Below are 19,027 nucleotides of genomic sequence, written 5' to 3'. Positions count from 1 at the left end.
CTAGGGGTTGTGGGGATTTAGGATTCCCATTTGTTGGGAGATGTGATTCACGCTCTGGATGGACCGTTTCGTACTGACCGACGCCCAATGGGCAAAGATGGAGCCACATTGTCTGGGTAAGCCGACTGACCCTGGGCGGAGCGGAAGGGACAACCGGCTATTCATGGAGGCGGTGCTGTGGATTGTTCGCACGGGCAGTCCATGGCGTGATCTGCCCGCCATGTTCGGCAACTGGAGTACGGCGTTCAGGCGGTTTCGCGATTGGCGGGAAGCCGATATTTTCAAGCGTATTTTCGATGTGCTGTCGGAGGAACCCGACATGGAATACGCCATGGTCGATGCGACCATCGTCAAGGTTCACCGGCATGGCCAGGGCGCAAAAGGGGGACTCAGGGCCAGGCCATTGGTCGCTCAAAAGGCGGCATGACGACCAAGATTCTGGCGCTGACCGATGCCTTGGGCAATCTGGTGCGCTTCGAGTTGCTGCCGGGCAACCGCTACGACACCATAGGCGTCGCACCGTTGATCGACGGTATYGAGTTCGGTGCCCTGCTRGGCGACAAGGCCTTCGATTCCAACTGGATTGTACAGGATCTTGATCAGCGTGGGGCGAAGGTTGTCATTTCACAACATCCCGGCCGCGCCCAAAAGCTCAAGATCGACGTCGAGATGTACAAATGGCGTCACCTGATCGAAAACTTCTTCTCCAAACTTAAGGAATTCAAACGCATCGCTATGCGTGCCTGCAAAACCGACCAGAGCTTCTCTGCAATGATCTATCTCGCCGCAGCCATCATCAACTCACGATGAATCCCCACAAACCCTAGAGGCTATGCGTGCCTGCAAAACCGACCAGAGCTTCTCTGCAATGATCTATCTCGCCGCAGCCATCATCAACTCACGATGAATCCCCACAAACCCTAGAGCGCGCAACCTGCGATTTGGCGCAGCGCGCTTCAGGCTGGTGTTCAGTCCGAAAGCTGCAGGCGCGACCAGTCTGTGCGCCGGCTAAAGCGTCGCCAGTTTCACCGCCCTCTCGAACACCGCTTCGAACATCCCGGCGGTGAGCCGGCCGGTGTTCTGATTGTAGCGCGAGCAGTGATAGCTATCGATGACGATCTGGCCGCTGGGCATGCGATGCTCCGCCAGATGGGCGAAGCGCGCCTTGGGAAGCTTGCCGCCCAGCACCTTCACCGCCGACTGATGCGCGATCTGGCCCAGCGCGACGAAGACCTGCGCATGGGGCAAGGCGGCGACCGCAGGCTTCAGGAAGGCGCGGCAATTGTGGATCTCCTCAGGCAGCGGCTTGTTCTGCGGCGGCAGGCATTTGACCGCGTTGAGGATGATGACGTTGCGCAGCATGAGCCCGTCGTCGGGCCGCGCCTCATAGACGCCCTGGGTCAGGCCGAATTTGGCGAGCGTGGCGAACAGCAGATCGCCCGCATAATCCCCGGTGAAGGGCCGGCCCGTGCGGTTCGCCCCCGTCTTGCCCGGCGCAAGGCCGACGATCGCGATTCGGCCCAGCGGATCACCGAAAACCGGAACCGGCGCATTCCACCAGCCGGGATGTTCCGCGCGATTCTGCTCACGAAAAGCGGCCAGACGCGGGCAGAGCGGACAATCATGCGGCGCTTCGCCGTGCGGGATAGGACTTTGCAGCGTCATGGCGACCGGATAGGCGCTGTCCGATGGTCAAGACAAGCACCCGTCATGTTTACGCCCTTGCCCTGGGATCGAACCGGCCGCTGTCGGCGCGGATGACCCCGGCATGCCTGTTGAGCGGCGCGGTTCGCCTGATCGCGGAACTGGGCCCGGTTCTCAGCGTCGCTCCCGTCATGCAGACCCGGCCTATCGGGCCGTCGCGGCGCATCTTCGTCAATGGCGCGGTGCTGATGGAGAGTTCCCTGCCGCCCGAAGAGATGCTTTCCGGCTTGCAGGCGATAGAGCGCGCTCTGGGCCGCCAGCGGTTCAGGCGCTGGGGGCCGAGGCGGCTGGACATCGACATCATCCTGTGGTCCGGGGGTCGCTGGAACAGCCGCTCGCTGCGCATTCCGCACCCGGCTTTTCGCGAGCGGGACTTCGTACTGACGCCGCTGCTTGCCATTGCGCCGGGCTGGCGCGACCCCGTGTCCCGGCTTTCGATCCGCCATTTGCGTTTCCGCCTGCGAAAAGCGGTTTCTGGAGGTTGACCAGCCGCATCGCCCCCTCTAGTGCGTGCGGACCTCAGGACATGAGGGCCCTTAGCTCAGTCGGTAGAGCAACTGACTTTTAATCAGTAGGTCGCTGGTTCGAATCCAGCAGGGCTCACCACCACCTCTGTGGGGATCGCCGCTTCAATCCGGCGTCACTCGACCGCCTTGATCACGAGCGCGGCGAAGCACCATATTTCGATTGAAACCAACAGGCCGAACAAAATGCCGAACATGGCATCAGGCTTCAGAGCGTCGTCCATCTGCCCTCTCCATTTCTTTCTGGAAGATGAACGGCTTAACCGTGCGTCTGGTTCCCGGAGCGTTTGGACGCACAGCCTCGGTTCACCGCATTGGCGATCATCGCCATGCGGGGCCTTTCTCTCGCGGTTCAGCATTTTGGGTGCGGGAGGGCGTCCGCACTCCGTCGTGCCCCCTCGTCAGAGCCTTTCCACTATGGTTACATTGGCCATGCCGCCTGCTTCGCACATGGTTTGCAGCCCATAGCGGGCGCGCCGGTCGTGGAGAGCGCTGACCAGCGTCGCCATCAGCTTGGCGCCCGATCCGCCCAGCGGATGGCCAAGCGCGATCGCGCCGCCATGGACATTGAGCCGGGCGGGATCGGCGTCCAGCACTTGCGTCCAGGCGAGCGGCACCGGGGCGAAGGCTTCGTTGACCTCATAAAGATCGATGTCGGAAAGCTTCATCCCCGCCCGGGCAAGCGCCTTTTCGGTCGCGGGAATAGGCGCTTCCAGCATGATGACGGGATCGTGGCCGAGCACCGTCATCTGGTGCACGCGGGCCAGCGGGGTCAGGCCGTGCGCCTTGAGGCCGCGTTCGTTCACGACCAGCAGCGCGGCGGCGCCGTCGCAGATCTGGCTGGCGCTGGCGGCGGAGATCACGCCGCCTTCGGCCAGCAGCTTGACGCTGGCGATCCTGTCCAGGCTGGCGTCGAAGCGTATGCCTTCGTCGACCTTGTGGACGACCGTTTCGCCTTCCGGGGTGACGACTTCGAGGGGAATGATCTCTGCATCGAACTTGCCCGCCTGCGCCGCGGCGGCGGCGCGGCGATGGCTTTCGAGCGAATAGGCGTCCAGCACATCGCGGGTCAGGCCATATTTCTTCGCCAGCATTTCCGCGCCGCCGAACTGGCTGAAGGGCTGGTTCGGGTAGCGCGCCTCGATGCCGGGGCTGCGATAGGAGCCGAAGCCATGCTTGGCGGGGAGTGTCCAGGGCAGGCCCATGGGCACGCGGGTCATGCTTTCAACGCCGGCGGCGATCACCACATCCTGTATGCCGGACATCACCGTCGCGGCGGCGAAGTGCAGCGCCTGTTGCGAGGAGCCGCATTGGCGGTCGACATGGGTGCCGGGGACGGATTCGGGGAGGCCTGACGCAAGGACGGCGTTGCGGGCGATGTTCGCGCCTTGCTCGCCGCCGGGACAGGCGCAGCCCATGATGACATCTTCCACGGCGGCGGGGTCGATGCCGGAGCGCTCGACAAGGCCTGCAAGGACTTTGCCCGCGAGATCGGCGGGGTGGACGGCGGCGAGGCGGCCGCCCCGCTTGCCGCCGGCGCTGCGGGCGACGGCGGCGATATAGGCTTCTGCCATTTTCTTTCTCCCAAGCATTTTCAAGTCTGCTGGCACAGCAGACGATTCATAAAATGCGAAAAACCAAAGACCTCAGACGCCGGTGATGCGGATGCCGGAACCGGGGACTTTATATTTGCGGTTGAGGGCGATCAGGACGGAGGTGAGCCCCTCCGCCACGACCGAATTGCAGAGCGGCCCGGCATTCCAGGCGCGCAGGCCGATCTCCTGCGCCAGCGCGACCACCGTGTCGGCGGCTTCGCTGTCGTCGGCGCAGACCAGGACGTCGCATTCGATTTCCTCGTCCAGCCTGGTCAGGTGATGGGCGCTGATATTCTGGAAGGCGGAGACGACGCGGACCCCCTCGCCCAGCATTTTCTGCACGGCTTCGACGGCGGAGCCGCCTTCGGGCAGTTGCACGCGGCTGACTTTGGGCGGGACCAGAGGCACGGTCACGTCGATCAGGATCTTGCCCGCCAGCGCCGGTTCGACGTCCTTCACCGTCGATTGCTGCGCAGCATAGGGAACCGCGAGGACGACGATGTCGGCCTGCGCGGCGGCGTCCGGGTTGGCGGCGCCGGTGACGGCGCCCTCGCCCAGAACTTCGTTCATCTGGGCGGCGGCTTCCTGCGCGCGTTCGGCGGTGCGGCTGCCGATGATGACTTTATGACCCTTATGCGCCCAGCGGAGCGCGAGGCCGCCGCCTTCCTTGCCGGTGCCGCCGAGGACGGCGATGCTCGCCAGAGCTTCATTCTGCATAGGCTAAACTCTCCTGTTCTTTTCGACGCCTGTGCGGAGGCGTAAGGATCATGGGCGTGAGTTCCGCGGCATCCATGCCGCGGTCGTGAATATGCTGCGCGACCGCGCCATAGGCGGTGCTGCGCTGGCGCGGGGTGCGGCCGAGCGAGCGGATCAGCGCCTCCATTGCGGCGGGCGGCATTTCCTGGCCATGCTGCGTTCCTGCTGCGCGGGAGATGCTCTCGTTCATCAGCGTGCCGCCAAGGTCATTCGCGCCGGAAGTGAGACAGACCTTCACCCCCTCCTCCCCCAGCTTGACCCAGCTTGTCTGGATCGAGCGGATATGCGGGTGCAGCGCGAGGCGGGCGACGGCGTGCATCAGCCGGACTTCGCGGAAGGTCGGGCCGTGGCGCGCCTCGCCGCGCAGGCCCATGGGCGCTTCCATGTGGACGAAGGGCAGCGGCACGAATTCGGTGAAGCCGCCGCTGCGGCGTTGCAGGTCGCGGATGCGGATCAGATGGCGCGCCCAGTGGCGGGGCGTGTCGACATGGCCAAACATGATGGTGGCGGTGGTGCGGAAACCGACCCTGTGCGCGGTTTCGATGACGTCCAACCATTGATCGGTGTCGAGCTTGTCGGGGCAGATGATGGCGCGGATCTCATCGTCCAATATCTCCGCGGCCGTGCCGGGGAGCGTGTCGAGACCCGCTTCCTTGAGGCGGGTGAGGAATTGTTCGACGGTCAGGCCAAGGGTTGCCGCACCTTGCGACACTTCCAGCGGGGAGAAGGCGTGGATGTGCATCTCCGGCACGGCGGCGCGGACGGCTTTGGCGAGGTCCAGATAGGTCTCGCCGGTATAATGGGGGTGGATGCCGCCTTGCAGGCAGACTTCCGTGCCGCCGCGATCCCATGCCTCCCGTGTGCGGCGGACGACTTCCTCAAGATCGAGATCATAGGGCTTGCCGCGCAGTTGCTCCGCCTTGTCGCCCTTGGAGAAGGCGCAGAAGCTGCATTTATAAAGGCAGATATTGGTATAGTTGATGTTGCGGTTGACGACATAGGTGACGGCGTCGCCCATCACCTGTTCGCGCAAGGCATCGGCGCTGTCGCAAATATGTTCGAGATCGGTTTCGCGGGCGGAGAAGAGGGTCGCGATCTCCTCCTCTTCCAGCAGCGCGCCCGTCATGGCGCGGTCGACGATGGCGGCGATCCCGGGATCGACCGGCAGGGTGGAGGGGCGCGTGATGCGGGGCTCCAGCGCTATGCCGGGCGACCATCTGTCCTCGCGGGCGAAGCCCTCCGCATCGGCATGGGCGAGAATATGGCGCACCATCGCCTTGTCCTGCCAGCGCGCATTGTCCTGCGCATAGGCGGGATAGACCGGCAGGCGGGCCACGAGCATCCGCCCCTCCCCTTCGGTCGCCATGCGCAGGCGTTCGACTTCGGGCCAGGGCGCTTCGGGGTTCACATGGTCGGGCGTCACCGGCGAGACCCCGCCCCAATCGTTGATCCCCGCTGACAGCAGGCGCGGGAAATCGGCGGCCGACAGGTTCGGCGGCGCCTGGATGTTCATCTGCGGCCCCAGGATCAGGCGGGCGGCGGCGATGGTCCAGAGCAGTTCGTCCATGTCCGGTTCGGGCGCATGGGCCATCACCGTGCGTTCCTTGGCGCGGAAATTCTGGACGATGACTTCCTGGATATGGCCGTAGCGCTGGTGCAGGTCGCGGATCGCTTCGATCGCTTCGATCCGTTCGGCGCGGGTTTCACCGATGCCGATCAATATGCCGGTGGTGAAGGGAATGTGCAGTTCGCCCGCCAGCCGGATCGTCTCCAGCCGCGCCGCCGGTTCCTTGTCGGGCGAGCGATAATGCGCGCCGCCTTTTCGGCAGAGGCGGTCGGAAACGGACTCCAGCATCAGGCCTTGCGACACGGAAACGCTGCGGAGCGCAGCCATTTCCTCGCGGGTCATCACCCCGGCGTTGATATGCGGCAGCAGGCCGGTTTCATCCCGCACCAGCGCGGCCATTTCGATGAGGTAGGAAATGGTGCTCGCATGGCCCAGCCGCACCAGTTCCTCCCGCGCCGCGGCGAAGCGCAATTCCGGCTTGTCGCCCAGCGTGAACAGCGCCTCGGTGCAGCCCGCCGCCTTGCCCGCGCGGGCGACGGCCAGCACTTGATCGCGAGTCATATAGGCATCCTCGCCGGGCCGGGGCGGCTGGGAGAAGGTGCAATAATGGCAGAGATTGCGGCAAAGCTGGGTCAGCGGAATGAAGACCTTGCGCGACCAGCTCTGCACCCGGCCATGGCCCTCATCGCGCAGCGCGGAGGCGGCGGCGAGCAGGTCGGCCAAGGGCATGTCCAGCAATGCCGCCGCCTGTCCGCTCATCCCGTCCCTGCCTGTCATCATCCTCTCCATCATCTTGTCCTTGCGCCCTTCTCAGCCGACCGGCCCCGGCGGCTCCGGGATCGCGGCCCCTGCTCCACCGATCCGTGCCAGCATGTCCTTCGGAAGGTCGGCCGGCGCATCCAGCAGGGCGACCAGCGACTGCATGAAATGTTCGAGACTGGATTCGCTGCCCCACATGGGATGCGCGCGGCTGCGGTCGGCCAGGGCGCGCTGCCGCGCGGAAAGCACGGCGCTGATATAGGCGCCCATGAAGACGAAGCGCTGGTTCTGAAGCGCGGGCGGCAGATGGGGCATCAGCCGGCGCAGATGGTCGAGACAGCGGCCATAGGCGCGGTTCCATGCCGGATCGATCGCGTCCAGCATCATGTCCCTGTGCGTCATGGCGAAGATCACGATGAACTGGACATAATGATCGTCCGACAGGCCCAGCACCGGCTCCACCAGGATGTTCACCACCTGCCGGATGGTGCGGGGGCCGCCCTGCTCCTCCAGCAAGTCCAGCGCGGCATTGCGTTCGCGATCCAGCGCCACCGCGCCGTCCATGACGATGGCGCGGACCAAGGCTTCCTTCGACCCGAAATAATAGCCGACCGCGCCGTGATTCTTCTGCCCCGCCGCCGCTGCGATCTCCCGCACGGTGACGCCGTCGACGCCCCGTTCCGCGAACAGGCGCAACGCGACTTTCTTGATCTGCCCGGCAGCGGCGCTGCGAGCGGCATCATCGGCCCTGGCAAGTTGAAGTCTGACCATGTGTGCATTTTTCTCATTGCCAAGAGCGTTCGTCAAGTGCATTATCCAATTGATCTAATCGACGGTCGAACAGTCGAGAAAAGCGAGGGATGCCCTAGTGAAATCGTCCGTGGAATCAGCATCGGGACCGACGGTCGACATCGAGTCGCTGGCGGCGTGGATGACGGACCGGGGACTTGGCTCCGGCCCGCTGACGGACGTGACGCCGCTCGCGGGAGGGACGCAGAATATCCTGCTTCGCTTCAGCCGCGACGGACGCGACTATGTGTTCCGCCGCCCCCCTTCGCACCCTCGCCCGAACAGCAATGAGACGATGCGGCGGGAGGCGCGGCTGCTGCGCGCTTTGGCCCGGACGAACGTGCCGCATCCGGGGCTGATCGCGGATTGCGGCGATGAGAGCGTGATGGGCGTCGCCTTTTACCTGATGGAGCCGGTGGATGGCTTCAATCCGGTCGGGCAATTACCCGAGCCGCATGCCGGTTCGCCCGCGATGCGCCATGCCATGGGGCTGGCGCTGGTGGACGGCATCGCGGCGCTGGGCGCGCAGGACCATCATGCGCTGGGATTGAGCGATTTCGGAAAGCCGGAGAATTTCCTCGGACGGCAGGTGGATCGCTGGCGGTCGCAGCTTGCGGGCTATGGCGAGTTTGACGGGTGGACGGGGCCGCAAGCGCTGCCGTCCGTCGGCGCGGTCGGGGATTGGCTGGAGCGGCATAGGCCGGACCGCTTCACGCCCGGCATCATGCATGGCGACTATCATCTGGCCAATGTGATGTATCGCAAGGATGGGCCGGAACTGGCGGCGATCATCGATTGGGAACTGGCGACCATTGGCGATCCGCTGCTGGACCTGGGTTGGGTGCTGGCCACCTGGCCCGACGGGAAGTCGGAAAGCACCGTATCGGTCAGGCCTTGGGACGGTTTTCCGGGCGCGGGGGAACTGGTGACGCGCTATGCCGAAGGGTCGGCGCGCGACCTGTCGGCGGTCGACTGGTATCATGTGCTGGCCTGCTACAAGCTCGGCATATTGCTGGAGGGCACCCATGCCCGCGCCTGCGCCGGGAAGGCGCCACGCGAGACCGGCGACAGGCTGCACGGCCGGGCCATTCATCTTTTCGAACGCGCTGAGGCGCTGATCCGCTGACATGCATGAAAGGGCAATTCCTTTGACCAACGAACTCGACTTCACCGGGAAGACGGTGCTGGTGGTCGGCGGATCGAGCGGCATCGGCAACGGCATGGCGCAGGCCTTCCGCCAGCGGGGCGCGCAGGTCCATGTCTGGGGCACGCGGGCGAGCGCGGCGGACTATGCGGGCGAGGAAGGGTCGGACCTTGAAGGCGTCGGCTATACGCAGGTCGACGTCAGCGATGCGGCGGCGATTGCGGCGACGCCGGTGCCTTTCGACAGGCTGGACGTGCTGATCCATTCGCAGGGCACGGTCCTCTACCGGCGGCAGGAATTCGAGGTCGAGGGCTGGAACAAGGTGATGGCGGTCAATCTCGACTCCATCCTGCATATTTCCAACCTGTGCCGCGAAGCGCTGGCCGCCGCCAGGGGAACGGTCATCGTCGTCAGCTCCATTGGGGCGTTCAAGGCGACGTTCGGCAATCCGGCCTATGCGGCGTCGAAGGCGGGCGCGGTCAATCTGGTGCGGGCGCTGGCGATTGCCTGGGCGGGCGACGGCATCCGCGTCAACGGCATCGCGCCCAGTCTGGTCGACACCAAGATGACCAAGGTGACGATGGACAATGACGAGCGGCGGGAGCGCGCCCTGGCCCGGATACCCATGGGCCGCTTTGGATCGGTCGAGGAAATGGCGGGGGTGGCGCTTTTCCTCGCCTCCCCCCTTGCCGGTTACATTTGCGGGCAGACGCTGGTCGTGGACGGCGGCCTCACCCTCACCTGAATTTATCCGAAAAGGATCGAGCGATGGATTTCGAATATTCCGACAAGGTGAAGGCGCTGCGGGAGCGGCTCATCGATTTCATGGATGCCCATGTCTATCCGATCGAGAAGGAGCGCGACCATTTCCACCATGACCCCGCGAACCTGTGGAAGCGCTGGCCGGGGACGGAGGAGATCAAGGCGAAGGCGAAGGAAGCGGGCCTGTGGAACCTGTTCCTGCCGCATGAATATGGCGAATGGAGCCCCGGCCTCACCAATCTGGAATATGCGCCGCTGGCCGAGATCATGGGCCGGGTGATCGGGTCTTCGGAATATTTCAACTGCTCCGCGCCGGACACGGGCAATATGGAGGTTCTGGCCCGATACGGCACGCCGGAGCAGCAGGAGAAGTGGCTGAAGCCGCTGATGGATGGCACTATCCGCTCCTCCTATGTGATGACGGAGCCGGAGGTCGCCTCTTCTGACGCGACCAATGTCGCCACCACCGTCATCGCGGACGGCGACGATTATGTCATCAACGGCCGCAAATGGTGGATTTCGGGGGCGCTCGATCCCCATACGAAGATATTCATCCTGCTGGGCAAGACGCCCAATGACGGGCCGCGCCACCAGCAGCATTCGCAGATACTGATCCCGGCGGGCACGCCCGGCATAGAGATCGTCCGTCCGCTCGACGTCATGAATGCGGTCCATTCGCCCGGCGGCCATGCGGAGATGGTCTTCAAGGATGTGCGCGTGCCCAAGGCCAACCTGATCCTGGGCGAAGGGCGCGGGTTCGAGATCGCGCAGGGTCGCCTGGGGCCGGGGCGCATCCATCATTGCATGCGCCTGATCGGGCAGGCGCAGCGGGCGCTGGAATATATGGCGCGGCGGGTGGAGAACCGCGTCGCCTTCGGGCGCAAGCTGGCCGATCAGGGCAGCATCCGGCAGGACATCGCCCTCTCCTTCTGCGAGATCGAGCAGGCGCGGTTGCTGACGTTGAAGGCCGCCGATGCGATGGACCGCTATGGCAACAAGGTCGCCAAGGACCTGATCGCCGCGATCAAGATCGTCGCGCCGCGCATGACCCAGACGGTGGCGGATCGCGCGATGCAGGTGTTCGGCGGCATCGGCATTTCCAGCGATTTCCCGCCCGCCGCCGCCTTCATGAATGCACGCTACCTGCGCTTCGCGGACGGCCCGGACGAGGTGCATATGGCGCAGCTTGGCAAGCTCAAGATCGCTGAACTGAACGAACTGCCGGTGCGCTGAAGATTTTGAGCGGAAAGGCGAGGATCATGCTGATGAGCGCCCGGAACCAGAATGACAGCCGGACCAATCCGGGCCTTGGCAGCGCCTGGTGGATGGTGGCGGTTCTGTTCGGGCTCTATGTGCTGAGCTGGGTCGACCGGCTGATCGTGTCGATGCTGGTGACGCCGATCAAGGCGCATCTGCTGCTGTCCGATGTGCAGATCAGCATGATCACCTCGACCTCCTTCGCGATCTTCTATGCGATTTTCGGCCTGCCCTTGGGTTGGGCGGCGGATCGCTTTTCGCGGCGCTGGATCATCTTCGGCGGCGTGGTGATATGGGGCGTCGCGACCACGGCCTGCGGCTTTGCGCAAAGCTATGAGGCGCTGCTGATCGGGCGCATCTTCGTCGGGATCGGGGAGGCGGCATTGCTGCCCGCCGCCTATTCGCTGATTGCCGACGCCTTTCCTTCGCACCTGTTGACCCGCGCCACCTCGACCTTCCAGACGGCGGGCAAGGTGGGATCGGCCACCGCCTTTGCTCTGGGCGGCGTCGCCATCGCCTTTGCGACGGCGCATAGCGGCATCCATATTCCCTTCCATGGCCCCGCCCAGCCCTGGCAGTTGGTCATGATGATGGTCGGGGTGCCGGGCATATTGCTGGCGCTGCTGCTGTTCACCTTCCCCGATCCGGGCCGCCGCCGGACGCCCGGTACCGCCGCGAACGGGGAACAGAAGGGGCTGATCAAGGCCTTCGTCACGCAGAACTGGAAGCTGCTGGCGCTGATGCTGGTGGGCACGTCCGCCCTCGCCATGTGCGGCTATTCCATGACCAACTGGGTGCCCGCCTATATCGAGCGGCATTTCGGGTGGAAGCCGGTGCAATATGGCTTTGCGCTGAGCCTGATGAACATCGTGTCCGCCGTGTCGCTGGTGGTGAACGGCTGGATCGTGGACAAGCTGTTCGCGCGGGGCATGAAGGACGCGCATCTGCGCTTCTACGGCTGGCTGATCCTCGGTTTCCTGCCGGTAATCGCCTACATGTTCTTCGCGACGAACCCCTATGTGTTCCTGGCCTGCTATTGCGTGGCGCAGTTCATCACCGTGCCTTTCATGGTCTATGTTTCCTCGGTCATGGGGCTGATCGCGCCGGCGACGATCCGGTCGCGGATGCTGGCGTCCTTCCTGTTCGTCTTCACCATATTGGGTCAGGGCGCAGGGCCCGCCATCGTCGCGGCGCTGACCCAATATGTGTTCCGTGACGAGGGCGCGCTGGGCCGGTCGCTGGCGGTCGTCGTCACGGTCAGTTCCATCCTTGCCCTCATCTCCTTCCGCATGGCGCTGAGATACCTCGCGCCGGCCATTGCTTCCCGAAAGGACGTCTGATGTCTTTGACCATCGGCGGGGTCGATCCCGCGCGCCGCGACCAGCTTGCCCTTGCCGACGAGCGGGTGACCTATGACTGGCACCAGTTGGACGAACTGCTCAACCGGGCGGCCAATGCGCTGAACGGGCTGGACCTGACCGAACGGCGGGTGGCGGTGTTCGCGCCCAACAGCGCGGAGACGGTGATCGCCTATGTCGCCTGTCTGGAGGCGGGCATTTCCAGCGTGCCGGTGAGCTTTCACCTGACGCCTTCGGAGGCGGCCTATATTTTGAAGGACAGCGGCGCGGTGGCGCTGCTGGTCGGGCCGGAGACGATGGAGGCCGGGCTTGCCGCCGCGCAGGAAGCGGGCGTCGGGACCGTGATCGGCTGGCGCTGTCCGGAGCGGGAAGGCGTCATCCATTGGGAGGAGTGGCTGGCGGCGGCTTCGGCGCAAGAGCCGGATCATGATGTGCCGCCGCTGCCGCACCTACACTATACCTCCGGTACGACCGGACGGCCCAAGGCGACCGAGACGCCGCCGCAATATTTCCCTCGCGTCGCGACCGTGAAGGCGCTGGCCGAAGCGATCCGGCCGAAGATCACGCCCTCGCCGGGCATTGCCGTGGGGCCGCTTTATCATACCGGGCCGCTGGGCATGGCGCGCAACGTCTTTGGCGGCATGAGCCTCATCACCGTCGAGCATTTCGATGCGGAAAGGACGCTGGCGCTGATCGAGAAATATAAGGTCAAAGGCTCCGTGATGGTGCCGACCCATTTCCAGCGGATGCTGGCGCTGCCGGAAGAGGTGCGGGCGAAATATGACGTCTCCAGCATCCAGCGGCTTGCCCATACAGGGGCAGCCTGCCCGCGCGCGGTGAAGCAGGCGATGATCGACTGGTTCGGACCGGTGCTGGTGGAGGCCTATGGCGGGACCGAAGCAGGGTCGACCACCTTCATCACCTCGCAGGAATGGCTGGAGCGGCCGGGCTCCGTCGGCAGGGCGCTCGCGCCGTTCGAGACGGTGATCTATGGCGAGGATGGACGGATACTCGGTCCCAATGAAGTCGGGCAGGTCTATTTCCGCGACACCAGCGGTTACGGGATCGTCTATCGCGGCGATCCGGAGAAGACCGCCGCCGCGCATATCGCGCCGGGCGTCTTCACGCTGGGCGAGATGGGTTATGTCGATGAGGAGGGCTATCTCTTCATCACCGACCGGGTGTCCGACATGATCGTGAGCGGTGGGGTGAATATCTATCCCGCTGAATCCGAGCATGTGCTGCTGCGCCATCCCAAGGTCGCGGACGTCGCCGTGGTGGCTGCGCCCAATGCCGAAATGGGCGAGGAAGCGCGGGCGCTGGTCATTCCCAAGGACGCGGGCGATCCGCCTACGGCTGAGGAACTCAACGCCTTCTGCCGGGCGAATCTGGCCGGGTATAAATGCCCGCGCGGCTATGAGATGGTCGACGACATCGGCCGCACCGTCATGGGCAAGGTCAACAAGAAGGCGCTGCGCCAGCGCTTCTGGCCTTCCGACCGCACCATCGGGGGTTGAGTTTCATGCGCTTCCTTCTGCCCCTGCTGCTGTTGCTCGCCGCCTGCGCGCCTTCGGGTGAGGCGAGGCGTGATGGGAGCGATTGGCCGGGCTATGGTGGGATCGATGAGAACCACTATAGTCCGCTTACCGAAATCAACGACGGCAATGTCGGCAAGCTGAAGCTCGCCTGGTATCATGACATTGGCGGCGGCGGGTCGAGCCTTTCAGCGCCCATCGCGGTGGACGGCATCCTCTATTACGCCTCTGGCTACAGCGTCATTCATGCGCTGGATGCTTCGACCGGGCGCGAACTGTGGACCTACGACCCGCAAAGCTGGAAGGTCGCCGGGCAGAAGATGCGCGCCGCCTGGGGTATCAGGGGCATCGCCTATGATAATGGCATGATCTTCACCGGGACCATCGACGGGCGGCTGATCGCGATCAACGCCAGGTCCGGCCATCCCGTCTGGACCGCGCAGACCATCGGCAAGGATGACGAGCGCTACGTCACCGGCGCGCCCTGGGTGTTCAAGGGGAAGGTCATCATCGGCCATGGCGGCGCGGACTTCGCGCCGATCCGGGGCTATGTGACCGCCTATGACCAGAAGACGGGGAAGCAGCTCTGGCGCTTCCATACCGTGCCGGGCGATCCCAAGCTGGGGTTCGAGAACAAGGCGATGGCGATGGCTGCCCGGACGTGGACCGGCCAGTGGTGGAAATATGGCGGTGGCGGGACGGCATGGAACGCCATGGCCTACGACCCCAAATATAACCGCATCTATATCGGGGTCGGCAATGGTTCTCCGTGGAATCAGAAGATCCGCTCGCCGGGTGGCGGGGATAATCTCTTCCTCTGCTCCATCGTCGCCCTGGACGCGGATACGGGCGAATATGTCTGGCACTATCAGACCAATCCCGGCGAGACATGGGACTTCAACAGCGCGATGGATATCGAGCTCGCCCGGCTCAGGATCGGCGGGAAAGAGCGCGACGTGCTGATGCACGCGCCGAAGAACGGCTTCTTCTATGTGATCGACCGGGAGACGGGGAAGCTGATCTCCGCCCGCAATATCGTGCCGGTCAACTGGGCGAGCGGCATCGACGTCAGGAGCGGACGGCCGGTCGAGAATCCGGCGGCGCGCTATCCCGGCGGGAAACCGGCCATCGTCTACCCCTCCCCCTTCGGCGCGCATAATATCGAGGCGATGTCGTTCAATCCGGGGACGGGGCTGGTCTACATCCCGACCATGGATCAGGGGCGGGTCTATATCGATCCGGCCGAGCCGTTGCAGGGCTGGAAACATCTGGACGGCCAGCGGATCAGTGTCGGCACGGGCGCGCCGCCTGCGGGCGTGGCGCCGGACCGGCCCGCGACCAGCTTCCTGCTGGCCTGGAATCCGGTGACGCAGAGCGAGGCGTGGCGCGTGCCCATGCCCGGCATCAGAGGCGGCGGCGGCACCGCGGCGACGGCGGGCAATCTGCTGTTCCAGGGCAATGCGGCGGGCAGGTTCGTCGCCTATGCGGCGAACAGCGGCAGGCCGCTCTGGTCCTTCGACGCGCAGACGGCGGTGATGGCGCAGCCGATCACCTACAGAGCGCGTGGGCGACAATATGTGACGGTGATCACCGGTTCCCGCTTCCCCAGCGCCACCGGCATGAGGCGGGAATGGAATTATCGCACGCAGCAATGGCGCGTCCTCACCTTCTCGCTCGATGGCAAGGCCAGCCTGCCGCCCGTCCAGCCCGTGGAAACGCCGGTGATCGACATGCCGGATTTCGCCGTCGATCCTGCCAAGGCCGCCATCGGCGCGGGCGTGTTCGGTCAGCGTTGTTCCATCTGCCATGGCGCCAATGCCGTGTCGGGCGGCGCAGCGCCTGACCTGCTCCAGTCGGGCGTGCCGATCGACAAGGGCAGTTTCGAGGAGGTGCTGCGCAAGGGCATTTTGCGCCAGCGGGGCATGCCGCGCTTCGAGGAGCTGACCGACGCAGAGATCGAAGGTCTTCAACATTATTTCCGCCAACGCGCTCGTGAAGTGCTGGCTGCGCAAGCCGCAGGCAAGCCGGGCGCCCAGACACATAGAGGCTTGAATGAAGGTCAATGACGTCGTCACCTATGAGGTGGACGGTCCCATCGCGGTCATCACGGTCAATTCGCCGCCGGTGAACGCGCTCTCCAACGCCGTGCGGCAGGGCGTCGCGGGCGCGGTGCAGACAGCCATCGGAGATAGCGGCGTGGGCGCCATGGTGCTGATCTGCGAGGGGCGGACCTTCTTCGCCGGGGCGGACATCACCGAATTCGGCAAGCCGCAGGTCGAACCATCGCTGCGCAACCTGCAACTGATCGTGGAGAATGCGACCAAACCGGTGATCGCCGCGATCCATGGCACGGCGCTGGGCGGCGGGCTGGAACTGGCGCTGGTGGCGCATTATCGCATCGCCGTGCCTTCGGCCAAATGCGGGTTGCCGGAGGTCAATCTGGGCCTGCTGCCCGGTGCTGGCGGCACGCAGCGTCTGCCGCGCATTGTCGGGGTGGAAAAGGCGCTGGACCTCATCACGTCCGGCGCTCCCGTCGGTGCAAAGGCCGCGAAGGAGATGGGGCTGGTCGATGAACTGGCGGCGGAGGGCAGTCTGCGCGCCGACGCCATCGGCTTCGCCCAGCGCGTTCTGGACGAGGGGCGCCCGCTGCTCAAGGTTCGGGACCGCAGCGAGAAACTGGACGAAGCGCGCGGTAAGCCGGAAATCTTCGCGGACTTCCGCAAGGCCAATGCGAAGAAATTCCGGGGCTTCAAGGCGCCGGAACATATCATCCGCTGCATCGAGGCCGCGCTGGAGAAGCCCTTCGACGAAGGCATGGCCTATGAGCGCGAACTGTTCAATGAGCTTCAGGCCGACAGCCAGTCCGCCGCCCAGCGCCATGTCTTTTTCGCGGAGCGGCAGGCGGCCAAGATCGTGGGGCTTGCCGCCGACACGCCCGTCCTGCCCATCGCCAAGGTCGGCGTGATCGGCGCGGGCACCATGGGCGGCGGCATTGCGATGAACTTCGCCAATGTCGGCATCCCCGTGACCATCGTCGAGGCGAAGCAGGAAGCGCTCGACCGCGGCCTCAAGATCATTCGCGGCAATTATGAAACCACCGCGAAGAAGGGCAGGATGAAGCCCGAGGATGTCGACGCCCGCATGGGCCTGCTGACCGGATCGGTGGCGATGGAGGATCTGGCTGACTGTGACCTGATCATCGAGGCGGTGTTCGAGAATCTGGAGGTCAAGCGCGAGGTGTTCGGCAAGCTCGACAGGATCGCCAGGCCGGGCGCGATCCTCGCCACCAACACCAGCTATCTCGACATTGACGACATCGCCGCCGCTACGTCCCGGCCGGAAAGCGTGGTCGGGCTGCACTTCTTCTCGCCCGCCAATGTGATGAAGCTGCTGGAAGTGGTGCGGACCAAGGACACCAGGCCCGAGATCATCGTCACCGCGATGAAGCTCGCCAAGACCATCGGGAAGATCGGCGTGCTGGTGGGCAATGGCTTCGGCTTTGTGGGCAACCGCATATTGGCTGCGCGCAACACTCAGGCGGATCGGTTGGTGTTGGAAGGCGCGACGCCTTGGGCGGTCGACAAGGTGCTGTACGACTTCGGCTTTGCCATGGGGCATTTCCAGATGCGCGATCTGGTGGGGCTGGATGTCGGCTGGAACCGGGAGGCGACCAGTTCCGCCAATGTGCGGGAAATCCTCAATGAGATGGGCCGCCATGGGCAAAAGACGAAGGGCGGCTATTATGACTATGACGAGAACCGCAGGCAAACGCCCTCCACCGTCGCCATGCAGGTCATCGAGGATTTCGCCGCAAAGCAGGGCATTGCCCGGCGCGAGGTGAGCGAAGAGGAAATCCACGACCGCATCCTGTTCGCCATGGTGAATGAGGGGGCGCGGATTCTGGAAGAAGGCATCGCATCGCGGGCGTCGGACATCGATATTGTCTGGATCACGGGTTATGGCTGGCCGAAATATCGTGGCGGGCCGATGTTCTGGGCTGATTTGCAGGGTCTGCCGGTCGTTCTCGAAAAGCTGAAGGCGCTGGAGGCCGCCCATGGCGAGGCGTTCAGCCCCTCCCCCCTGATCGAGCGGCTGGTGGCTGAGGGCAAGGGGTTCAAGGACGCATGATCAGAGGAGACCGCATCGCCATCACCGGAGTCGGTGAAACCCCCTTCCTGCGCAAGGGCGAGGAGGGCGTCATGAAGATGATGACCCGCGCCAGTCTGGCGGCGATTGCCGATGCGGGCCTGACGCCCAAGGACATAGACGGCTATATCTCCAACAAATATGCGGGGCATGGGTCGGACGAGGTCGCCTTTGCCATCGGCGCGGGCGAGAAGCGTTTCTGCGCCACCACTGACAGCGTGGGCGGCACGGCGACGTCGGGGCAGGCGCTGCAACTGGCGCAGATGGCGATCGAGGCGGGTCTGGCCCGGCATGTGCTGGTGCCCTATGCGATCCAGTCGACCAAGCCGGGCGGCGTCTATGGCTTCCATGCACGCGAACCGCAAAAGGCGGGGATCGAAATGCCGGTCGGCTTCTTCGGCCAGCCCACCTATTTCGCGACCATGGCTAACCGCTATGCCCATGACTATGGCATGACGGAGGAGGAGCAGGCATCCATCCCCATGACCTATCGCGCCTGGGCGGTGCTGACGCCGGGCGCGCAGCGGCGCGATCCGATGGATTTGGAAGCCTATCGCCAGTCGCCCATGATCTCCACGCCTTTGCGGGCGGCGGATTGCTGCCTCACCACCGATGGCGGCGGCGCCTATGTGGTGAGCGCCGTCGAGGAAGCGCGGGACATGCCGCATCCGGTTGTGAGCGTGCAGGGGCTGGGGCTGGGCTTCAACAACTGGCCGCAGGGGGTGCTATTCACCCAGACGCCCTGCACCTACGACTTTCCCGGCGAGGTTTCCGCGAAGCTCGCTTATGCCATGGCGGGCTGCGATCCCAAGGATCTGGACCTCGCGCAGATTTATGACGGCTTCACCATCTCCGCGCTGGTGCAGACGGAGATGCTGGGCCTGTGCGAGCGGGGCGACGGGCCACGCTTCTATGCGGCGGGGCATGGGATGCCGGGCGGGCGGATGCCGATCAACACCAGCGGCGGCCATATGTCGGGCGGCTATGTGCCCGGCATGAACCTGCTGATCGAGGCCGTTCGGCAGTTGCGCGGGCAAGAGGGCGAACGGCAGGTGCCGGACGCGAAGCTCTGCGCCGTCGCAGGGCTTGGCGGCAACAATCATTCCACCACCATATTGGCGCGGAGCTGAT

At 64.6% G+C, this 19,027-nt stretch carries 15 protein-coding genes and 1 tRNA gene; 11 read left to right on the top strand and 5 right to left on the bottom strand.

Features of this window, described 5'->3' with window-relative positions; translation table 11 throughout:
- Nucleotides 1-58 precede the first annotated feature (58 nt).
- Nucleotides 59-810, top strand: a protein-coding gene (locus A0J57_RS25245) for an IS5 family transposase (RefSeq protein ID WP_148564693.1) whose coding sequence is annotated in 2 segments (ribosomal slippage) — nucleotides 59-389 and nucleotides 389-810 — 753 coding nt in all. Because the reading frame shifts where the segments join, the coding sequence is not laid out codon by codon here.
- Between the two features lie 198 nt (nucleotides 811-1,008).
- On the opposite strand, the gene A0J57_RS07280 is transcribed toward A0J57_RS25245, so the two are convergent.
- Nucleotides 1,009-1,665, bottom strand: coding sequence for a uracil-DNA glycosylase (locus A0J57_RS07280; RefSeq protein WP_061934810.1), 657 nt, complete (start codon nucleotides 1,663-1,665; stop codon nucleotides 1,009-1,011).
- Between the two features lie 23 nt (nucleotides 1,666-1,688).
- Between A0J57_RS07280 and folK the strand changes: the two genes are divergently transcribed.
- Nucleotides 1,689-2,189: a 2-amino-4-hydroxy-6-hydroxymethyldihydropteridine diphosphokinase gene (gene folK / locus A0J57_RS07275; protein WP_061934808.1), complete on the top strand. Its 501-nt coding sequence runs from the start codon at nucleotides 1,689-1,691 to the stop codon at nucleotides 2,187-2,189.
- Nucleotides 2,190-2,234: 45 nt separating this feature from the next.
- Nucleotides 2,235-2,310: transfer RNA gene (locus tag A0J57_RS07270), tRNA-Lys, on the top strand.
- Nucleotides 2,311-2,629: 319 nt separating this feature from the next.
- Here the strand turns inward: A0J57_RS07270 and A0J57_RS07265 are convergent.
- The 4 genes from A0J57_RS07265 to A0J57_RS07250 all read right to left on the bottom strand — a co-directional run bounded on the left by A0J57_RS07265 (nucleotide 2,630) and on the right by A0J57_RS07250 (nucleotide 7,676).
- The gene (locus A0J57_RS07265) at nucleotides 2,630-3,802 is read right to left on the bottom strand and encodes an acetyl-CoA C-acetyltransferase (protein WP_061934806.1); all 1,173 of its coding nucleotides are present in this window, start codon (nucleotides 3,800-3,802) and stop codon (nucleotides 2,630-2,632) included.
- Between the two features lie 72 nt (nucleotides 3,803-3,874).
- Entirely contained in the window at nucleotides 3,875-4,540 is a 666-nt protein-coding gene (gene npdG / locus A0J57_RS07260) for an NADPH-dependent F420 reductase (RefSeq protein WP_025548126.1), read from the bottom strand.
- The gene (gene cofH / locus A0J57_RS07255) at nucleotides 4,530-6,923 is read right to left on the bottom strand and encodes a 5-amino-6-(D-ribitylamino)uracil--L-tyrosine 4-hydroxyphenyl transferase CofH (RefSeq protein ID WP_101756444.1); all 2,394 of its coding nucleotides are present in this window, start codon (nucleotides 6,921-6,923) and stop codon (nucleotides 4,530-4,532) included. The genes npdG and cofH overlap by 11 nt, the downstream gene beginning before the upstream one ends.
- 33 nt (nucleotides 6,924-6,956) lie before the next feature.
- Nucleotides 6,957-7,676: a TetR/AcrR family transcriptional regulator gene (locus A0J57_RS07250; RefSeq protein ID WP_061934802.1), complete on the bottom strand. Its 720-nt coding sequence runs from the start codon at nucleotides 7,674-7,676 to the stop codon at nucleotides 6,957-6,959.
- Nucleotides 7,677-7,785: 109 nt separating this feature from the next.
- On the opposite strand from A0J57_RS07250, the gene A0J57_RS07245 reads away from it, so the two are divergent.
- The 8 genes from A0J57_RS07245 to A0J57_RS07210 are packed head-to-tail and all read left to right on the top strand — an operon-like array spanning nucleotide 7,786 to nucleotide 19,026.
- On the top strand, nucleotides 7,786-8,820 hold the full coding sequence (locus A0J57_RS07245; RefSeq protein ID WP_061934831.1) for a phosphotransferase family protein: 1,035 nt from the start codon (nucleotides 7,786-7,788) through the stop codon (nucleotides 8,818-8,820).
- Between the two features lie 22 nt (nucleotides 8,821-8,842).
- Entirely contained in the window at nucleotides 8,843-9,583 is a 741-nt protein-coding gene (locus tag A0J57_RS07240) for an SDR family NAD(P)-dependent oxidoreductase (protein WP_061934800.1), read from the top strand.
- A 23-nt stretch (nucleotides 9,584-9,606) separates the two neighbouring features.
- Nucleotides 9,607-10,833, top strand: a complete 1,227-nt coding sequence (locus A0J57_RS07235; protein ID WP_061934798.1) for an acyl-CoA dehydrogenase family protein — start codon at nucleotides 9,607-9,609, stop codon at nucleotides 10,831-10,833.
- 32 nt (nucleotides 10,834-10,865) lie between these two features.
- Nucleotides 10,866-12,197 (top strand): MFS transporter, encoded by a 1,332-nt coding sequence (locus tag A0J57_RS07230; protein ID WP_101756445.1) that lies wholly within the window; start codon nucleotides 10,866-10,868, stop codon nucleotides 12,195-12,197.
- Nucleotides 12,197-13,732, top strand: a complete 1,536-nt coding sequence (locus A0J57_RS07225; RefSeq protein ID WP_061934794.1) for an AMP-binding protein — start codon at nucleotides 12,197-12,199, stop codon at nucleotides 13,730-13,732. Before A0J57_RS07230 ends, A0J57_RS07225 begins: the two co-directional genes overlap by 1 nt.
- A 5-nt stretch (nucleotides 13,733-13,737) precedes the next feature.
- Nucleotides 13,738-15,816, top strand: coding sequence for a PQQ-dependent dehydrogenase, methanol/ethanol family (locus A0J57_RS07220; RefSeq protein WP_061934792.1), 2,079 nt, complete (start codon nucleotides 13,738-13,740; stop codon nucleotides 15,814-15,816).
- Complete coding sequence (locus A0J57_RS07215) at nucleotides 15,803-17,878, top strand: 3-hydroxyacyl-CoA dehydrogenase NAD-binding domain-containing protein (protein ID WP_061934790.1); 2,076 nt, start codon at nucleotides 15,803-15,805, stop codon at nucleotides 17,876-17,878. The genes A0J57_RS07220 and A0J57_RS07215 overlap by 14 nt, the downstream gene beginning before the upstream one ends.
- Nucleotides 17,875-19,026, top strand: a complete 1,152-nt coding sequence (locus tag A0J57_RS07210) for a thiolase family protein (RefSeq protein ID WP_235600807.1) — start codon at nucleotides 17,875-17,877, stop codon at nucleotides 19,024-19,026. The genes A0J57_RS07215 and A0J57_RS07210 overlap by 4 nt, the downstream gene beginning before the upstream one ends.
- The last annotated feature ends 1 nt before the right edge of the window (nucleotide 19,027 follow it).

The organism is Sphingobium sp. 22B (assembly GCF_001580035.1).
In the GTDB taxonomy this organism is placed as follows: domain Bacteria; phylum Pseudomonadota; class Alphaproteobacteria; order Sphingomonadales; family Sphingomonadaceae; genus Sphingobium; species Sphingobium fuliginis.
Note: the sequence above shows the minus strand (reverse complement) of the source record. Positions and strands in the feature narration are given on the sequence as shown.

What these genes read in the sequence shown, in the direction of transcription:
- A0J57_RS07280 (WP_061934810.1), bottom strand. Translation starts at nt 1,665, where the DNA reads ATGACGCTGCAAAGTCCTATCCCGCACGGCGAAGCGCCGCATGATTGT.
- folK (WP_061934808.1), top strand. Translation starts at nt 1,689, where the DNA reads ATGGTCAAGACAAGCACCCGTCATGTTTACGCCCTTGCCCTGGGATCG.
- A0J57_RS07265 (WP_061934806.1), bottom strand. Translation starts at nt 3,802, where the DNA reads ATGGCAGAAGCCTATATCGCCGCCGTCGCCCGCAGCGCCGGCGGCAAG.
- npdG (WP_025548126.1), bottom strand. Translation starts at nt 4,540, where the DNA reads ATGCAGAATGAAGCTCTGGCGAGCATCGCCGTCCTCGGCGGCACCGGC.
- cofH (WP_101756444.1), bottom strand. Translation starts at nt 6,923, where the DNA reads ATGACAGGCAGGGACGGGATGAGCGGACAGGCGGCGGCATTGCTGGAC.
- A0J57_RS07250 (WP_061934802.1), bottom strand. Translation starts at nt 7,676, where the DNA reads ATGGTCAGACTTCAACTTGCCAGGGCCGATGATGCCGCTCGCAGCGCC.
- A0J57_RS07235 (WP_061934798.1), top strand. Translation starts at nt 9,607, where the DNA reads ATGGATTTCGAATATTCCGACAAGGTGAAGGCGCTGCGGGAGCGGCTC.
- A0J57_RS07230 (WP_101756445.1), top strand. Translation starts at nt 10,866, where the DNA reads ATGAGCGCCCGGAACCAGAATGACAGCCGGACCAATCCGGGCCTTGGC.
- A0J57_RS07225 (WP_061934794.1), top strand. Translation starts at nt 12,197, where the DNA reads ATGTCTTTGACCATCGGCGGGGTCGATCCCGCGCGCCGCGACCAGCTT.
- A0J57_RS07220 (WP_061934792.1), top strand. Translation starts at nt 13,738, where the DNA reads ATGCGCTTCCTTCTGCCCCTGCTGCTGTTGCTCGCCGCCTGCGCGCCT.
- A0J57_RS07215 (WP_061934790.1), top strand. Translation starts at nt 15,803, where the DNA reads ATGAAGGTCAATGACGTCGTCACCTATGAGGTGGACGGTCCCATCGCG.
- A0J57_RS07210 (WP_235600807.1), top strand. Translation starts at nt 17,875, where the DNA reads ATGATCAGAGGAGACCGCATCGCCATCACCGGAGTCGGTGAAACCCCC.